Source organism: Microterricola pindariensis (assembly GCF_002936985.1).
GTDB lineage: Bacteria > Actinomycetota > Actinomycetes > Actinomycetales > Microbacteriaceae > Microterricola > Microterricola pindariensis.
In genome coordinates, this window is record NZ_MPZN01000110.1 from 1 (window position 1) to 5,961 (window position 5,961).

General features: G+C 72.6%; 4 protein-coding genes. All 4 read right to left on the minus strand.

Annotation, left to right across the window (positions count from 1 at the left end; translation table 11 throughout):
- A partial coding sequence (gene recR, locus GY24_RS16985; RefSeq protein ID WP_104477780.1) for a recombination mediator RecR occupies positions 1–579 on the minus strand: 579 nt, incomplete at its 3' end.
- A 3-nt stretch (positions 580–582) separates the two neighbouring features.
- Positions 583–3,141 carry a DNA polymerase III subunit gamma and tau gene (locus GY24_RS16990; protein WP_104477782.1) on the minus strand — a complete coding sequence of 853 codons (2,559 nt, stop codon included), beginning with the start codon at positions 3,139–3,141 and terminating at the stop codon, positions 583–585.
- 9 nt (positions 3,142–3,150) lie between these two features.
- Positions 3,151–4,515 (minus strand): glycosyltransferase 87 family protein, encoded by a 1,365-nt coding sequence (locus GY24_RS16995; protein ID WP_104477784.1) that lies wholly within the window; start codon positions 4,513–4,515, stop codon positions 3,151–3,153.
- A gap of 112 nt (positions 4,516–4,627) precedes the next feature.
- The gene (locus GY24_RS17000) at positions 4,628–5,920 is read right to left on the minus strand and encodes an MFS transporter (RefSeq protein ID WP_104477786.1); all 1,293 of its coding nucleotides are present in this window, start codon (positions 5,918–5,920) and stop codon (positions 4,628–4,630) included.
- Positions 5,921–5,961: the final 41 nt, after the last annotated feature.

Sequence of the window (5,961 nt, forward strand, 5' to 3'; positions counted from 1 at the left end):
CCCCTCGAAGGCCCGACCGAGGGTGACCTCGTCGGCGTACTCGAGGTCTCCGCCGACGGGCAGGCCGGAGGCGAGGCGGGTGACCCGGATCTCGAGGGTCGTGAGCAGCCGCGACAGGTAGGTCGCGGTCGCCTCCCCCTCCAGGTTGGGGTCTGTGGCCAGAATCACCTCGGTGACGGTGCCGTCGGCGAGGCGCTGCATCAGCTCGCGGATGCGGAGCTGGTCTGGACCGATGCCGTCGATGGGGCTGATCGCACCGCCGAGCACGTGGTAGAGCCCGCGGAACTCGCGCGTGCGCTCGATCGCCACGACATCCTTGGCCTCCTCGACCACGCAGATCAGCGCCGGGTCGCGGCGCGGGTCGCGGCAGATCGCGCACGTCTCCTGCTCGGAGATGTTGCCGCAGATGCTGCAGAACTTCACCTTCTCGCGCACGGTGGTGAGGATCTCGGCCAGGTGCGAGACGTCGAAGTTCTCGGTCTGCAGAATGTGGAACGCGATGCGCTGGGCAGACTTCGGCCCGATTCCGGGCAGCCGACCGAGCTCGTCGATGAGGTCCTGAACGATTCCTTCGTACACGTCTTAGCCTTGGCCGTCTCTCATCGTCGCGCGCGGCGATGGGTTGTGTTGTTGTTCCTCGATGAAGGTCGCGCCGAGAATCTCGCGGACCACCGATTCGCCGTAGCGCTGCACGCCGTCGCCGCGGCTGGGCGCCTGCGCCGGCCGTTGCGGCGCCTGGCGCTGCGGGGCCTTCGCGGCCGGGGCGGGGGCGGATGCCGCTGCGGGAGGCGCTGCCGGAGGCGCTGCCGCGGTCGGAGCAGCCGACGCTCCAGCTGGGCGAGGAGAGCCGCCTGCGGCCCGTGTCGGGACCGAGGGCCCGGAGCGGAAGCCTTGGTCCGGCGGGGCGGCGTCAAAGTTCGGGTCGAACGGCGGCTCGTCGTCGTAGGGGGGCTCGTCGGCGAACGGCGGCTCCTCTGCGGGCGCCCATCCGTCCGCGGCCGGCGCGGCAGCGGGAGCGGCCGGCGGTGTCGCCCGCTCGACGGGTGCGGCGGGCGTGGCTGCTGGCTCTGCGACCGGTTCCGGGTCGGACTGTGGAATCTGCACGACCGACCAGCCGCCGGCGTTCACGACCGGAGCCGGTCGCGACTGCGCAGCCGGCGCCGGAGCCTGCTGCGCGGAGGCAGCCTGCGCGGGCGCGGACCGGACGGGTGCCGAGTGAACGGGCGCCGACTGAACGGGTGCGGGCGCCGCGGCTGAACGTGCTCGGTCGGGCTCCGCGTCTGCGGCATCCGGCGCCGACGGGGGCGTCGGTGCCGCGGCCTGGGCCGGCTTGGAGCCGCGCTGTTCGCCGCTCTCCGCGCGCGCCAGCAGCTTCGGCGTCACCCCGAGGACCGTGCTGACGGCCTTCTTCAGGTGGTCGCCGACGCCCTGGCCGGGGGCCGCGGGCTTCTTCAGTGCGGCGACGTCGTTCTCGCTCGGGAAGGCCAGCAGCAGAGTGCCGTCCTCGCGGTACTCGCGCACCACGGCGGTGAGCAGCACCACCCAGGCGTTCATGTTCGCGGTCTTGACGACCTCAAGCACCTGTGGCCAGGCGTCGCGCATCTGCTGCAGCGAGATCGGGCCGACCGGAACCGGCATCGCGGAGGCCGGGATCGTGGCCCCGCCGGGCAGCGAGGAGTTGACGGGCGCGGCGGCCGCAGCTGCGGCAGGCGCAGCAGCGGGCGCCGCGGCGGGGGCCGGTGCCGGTGCAGGCGGGGCCCCGGTCACACCGGGAGTGGCCCACGTGACGGGCCCAACCGGGCCGGAGGCCGCCGGCGTCTGGGCACGGTCGTTCTTCGCCCGGTCGATGAACTCGGCGGCGGCGACGACAGCAGCGGGCACCTCGGCAGGCGCCGCGGCGGGCACCTCGGCAGGCGGGGCAACGGCCGCGGCAGCGGGCACTGCGGGCGGGGCGGGGCGGTCGCCTGCGGCGTCCGTCACCCCGACCCGGCGCTCAAGCCGCTCGACGCGGGCCAGAGCACCGCGCTCCGTGTCGTCGCTGGAGGGCACCAGGGCGCGCGCGATCATCAGCTCGAGGTGCAGCCGCGGCGAGGTGGCCCCGGTCATCTCGGTCAGTGCGGCGTTCACGATGTCGGCGGTGCGCGAGAGCTCCGCCTGGCCGTAGCGGGTGGCCTGGGCGCCCATGGCATCCAGCTCCTCCTGCGGCACACCGCGCAGCACGGATGCCGCAGCGGCCGGCGTGCTCGCGGCGACGACGATCAGGTCGCGCAGCCGTTCGAGCAGGTCCTCGACGAAGCGGCGCGGATCCTGGCCGGTCTGGATGACGCGGTCGACGGCCTCGAAGGCGGCACCGGCCTCGCGGGCGCCGATCGCGTCGATGACCTCGTCGAGCAGGGCGCCGTGGGTGTAGCCGAGCAGCGCGACGGCGCGCTCGTAGTCGACGGTGGACGCCTCGGAGCCGGCCATCAGCTGGTCGAGCAGGGAGAGCGTGTCGCGCGGCGAGCCGCCGCCGGCGCGCACGACGAGCGGCAGAACGCCGGGGGCGACGGTGACGCCCTCCGCCTCGCAGAGGGTCTGCACGTATTCGAGCATCGGGCCGGGCGGCACCAGCCGGAACGGGTAGTGGTGGGTGCGCGAGCGGATCGTGCCGATGACCTTCTCCGGCTCGGTCGTCGCGAAGATGAACTTGACGTGCTCCGGCGGCTCTTCGACGATCTTCAGCAGCGCGTTGAATCCGCTCGAGGTCACCATGTGCGCCTCGTCCATGATGAAGATCTTGTAGCGGTCGCGGGCCGGGGCGAAGATCGCGCGCTCGCGCAGATCGCGGGCGTCGTCGACGCCGCCGTGGCTGGCCGCGTCGATCTCGACGACGTCGAGCGAGCCGCCGCCATCGCGGGAGAGCTCCACACAGCTCGGGCAGACGCCGCACGGGGTGTCCGTCGGGCCCTCCGCGCAGTTCAGGCAGCGCGCCAGGATGCGGGCAGACGTCGTCTTGCCGCAGCCGCGCGGGCCGCTGAAGAGGTAGGCGTGATTAACACGGTTGGTGCGCAGGGCCGTCATCAACGGATCGGTCACCTGCGACTGACCGATCATCTCGGCAAAGTTTTCGGGCCGGTATCGGCGATAGAGAGCGGTGACCACCCTGCCATGCTACTTGCCCGGGCTGACATGAGGGCCGGATGTCGGCGGCACCGGCACACCGGGCCTGCTCAGCCGCCCCCAGCTGCGCGCGGAGGCAACTCCGTCCGGCACGGAGTCCGGCGGGGTGGCCAGTCGCCAGAGCCGCCAGACCGACCAGGCGAACAGCACGACGAGCAGCACATTGCGCACCGTCAGCAGCAGCACCGCGGCGATGTTGCCCGCGGCGAGCGGCATGTAGAAGACGGGGAAGATGAACGTCGTGAGCACGGAGATCACCAGCACCAGGTACGAGGGTGTGCGCCAGCGCTGTGCGTCGTGGAACAGCCCGACGACGACGACCGGCGCGATCCAGAGCATGTACTGCGGCGAGCCGACCTTGTTGAACACCACGAGCGCGCAGGTCAGCGCCAGCGCCCCGTGCACGAGGAGGTTCTCGGCATCCGTCTCCTGCCGGCGTGCACGCAGGAGCAGGGCGAAGATCAGTGCCATCGCGAGGAGCATCAGCGGGGTCGTCGCAGCCGCCGCCGAGGCGGCCCCCTCGCCCGCCACCTCCCGCGTGGCCAGCGCGGAGTTCTGGAAGATGTAACTGCCGGGCCGGTCCAGCGCCGCCATCCACACCCAGGGGGTCGAGATCGGCGCCTCGAGCTGGAGCCCGCGGTCGGACTGGTCAGAGACGAAGCTCAGCAGGGTCTCGGGCGAGCCGCCCAGGCCGATCGCCGCCCCGACGACTCCGAGCGTGATGAGAGCGCCGCCGGCGGCCACGGCCAGCCACTGCCTCCCCACCCCGAGCACCGCGAGGAACACGGCGACGGGCCACACCTTGATCCAGGTCGCGACGGCGAGCAGCACCCCGGCCAGCGCCGGGCGGCGGGCCAGCAGCACCAGGGCGATGATGACGATCGGGGCGACGATGCCCTCCAACCGGAACAGCCCGACCGGGCTGAGGATGAAGATCACGAGCAGCCACCACCAGGCGGCGGTGAAGCCGCTCGCCTTGCGACCGAAGTCGGTGAGCACGGCGATCGACAGGCCGTTCAGCACCGTCGTGAGGAGGAACCAGAGGAAGGGGAAGAGCATCGGGCCGAGGGAGTCCGCCAACCCCATCGGGGCCACCGCCCCGATGGGGTACACCCAGGGAATCTGGATCCCGCGCCAGAGGCCCGTGGTCAGCGAGGTCTCGACCCAGGCCCGGTACAGCGAGAGATCGCCGATTGCGATGCCGCCGAGGAAGGAGGGCAGGAGGGCGAGCAGGAAGACGGCGTGCAACAGCACGAACCCGACGATGAGCGTGCGCGGCCGCTGCGAGAAGTCGCGCTCGAGCGGCGTGGCAACGCTGGCGACGCCGTCACCCGGCTTGCGGAACAGTCGTGACATGGCAGCTGCTTTTCTGCACGGTCGGGGCCCGCGGCCGCGGGCACGTCGCGCAGCCTAAGCGCCGATCCTGAGCAACAGGCCAGTGGATTCCCTGACATTTCTGAACGATCTATCAGGGGCGCTCCGCCGATGCAGCCTGCGGTAGCGCGGCGAGCCCGCGCCAGTGCTGCCCGAACAGCGGGCTCAGCGCCGCGAGCGCGTAGGCGCCGGCCGCGATGAGGAGTGTCGGCACGAGCCCCAGCGCGGTGACGCCCACGCCGCCGAGGAACGCGCCGAGCGGCATCGCCGCGGCGACCCCGGCGGTCATCGACCCGAAGACCCTGGCCCGCATCGGCGCGGGGATGAGGCCGAACAGCGCCGTGGACACCATCGGGTTGATGCCGCCGGCCGCCAGCCCCGAGAAGGCGAGCACGCCGAGCAGCACCGGGAATGGCACCTCGAACGCCATGGCGAGATAGGGCGGCAGACCCGCGAGCACGAAGAACAGCACGAAGAGCCCCCGCCCGGCGACGCGGTGGCCGACGGCGGCGAAGACGACGGCGCCGAGCAGCGCCCCGCCCATGAAGCTGGCGACGAGGAAGCCCAGCGCGGAGGCCGAGCCGAGGCGCTCCGTGGCGTAGACCGGGAAGAGCACCGTCAATCCGGCGGTGTCGATGGCGTTGGTGAGCATGACCAGCAGCACGATCCCGCGCAGCAGCGCGTTCGACCAGAGGAAGCGCAGCCCAGCTGCGAAGCCGCGCCAGTAGCCGTCTGGGTCGCCGTCTGCGGCGACGGGGTCGTCGGTGGAGGCCGCGGCCAGCGACATCCGCGGGATCAGTGCGGCCACGAGCACGGCCGACACGGCGAAGGTGGCCGCGTTCACATAGAGCGCGCCGGGGGCGCCGAGGACGCCGATCAGGATGCCGGCCAGCGCGGCTCCCACCATGGAGGCGCTGCGCTGCACGGCCGCCTGCGCGCCGGCGGCCCGGGCCAGCGGCACCGCCGCCCGCTCGGCGAGCTCGGGCAGCATGACAGTCTTCGCCGTGTCACCGGGGGCGTCGAGCAGCCCGCTGAGGAAGACGAGCAGGAGCAGCAGCCAGAACGGCAGGCCGGTGGTCGCCGCCAGGATCGGCAGCGCCAGCACAGTGAGGCCGCTGGCCAGGTCGGCGGCGATGCTGGAGAGACGGTAGCCGAGCCGGTCGATCAGCGCGCCGCCGAGGGAGCCGCCGATGACCACGGGCAGCGTCGCGAAGACCCCGGCGGTGCCGGTGGCGAGCGCCGAGCCGGTGTCGGCGAAGACGTAGAGCGGCACAGCGATCGCGGTGATCGCGTTGCCGGCGCGGGAGACGAACGCGGCGGCCAGCACGGCCAGCAGCGGCAGGGCGCCCAGCCGGGTGCGCAGGCGCTCAGGGGCGCGCGAAGGCATGGAGGATCCAGCGGATGGGCTTGACCCCTGGCCGCTTCGGG

Bases quoted from the DNA above. Each gene is read 5' to 3' on its own strand.
- GY24_RS16995 (WP_104477784.1), bottom strand. From the start codon at position 4,515: ATGTCACGACTGTTCCGCAAGCCGGGTGACGGCGTCGCCAGCGTTGCC.
- GY24_RS17000 (WP_104477786.1), bottom strand. From the start codon at position 5,920: ATGCCTTCGCGCGCCCCTGAGCGCCTGCGCACCCGGCTGGGCGCCCTG.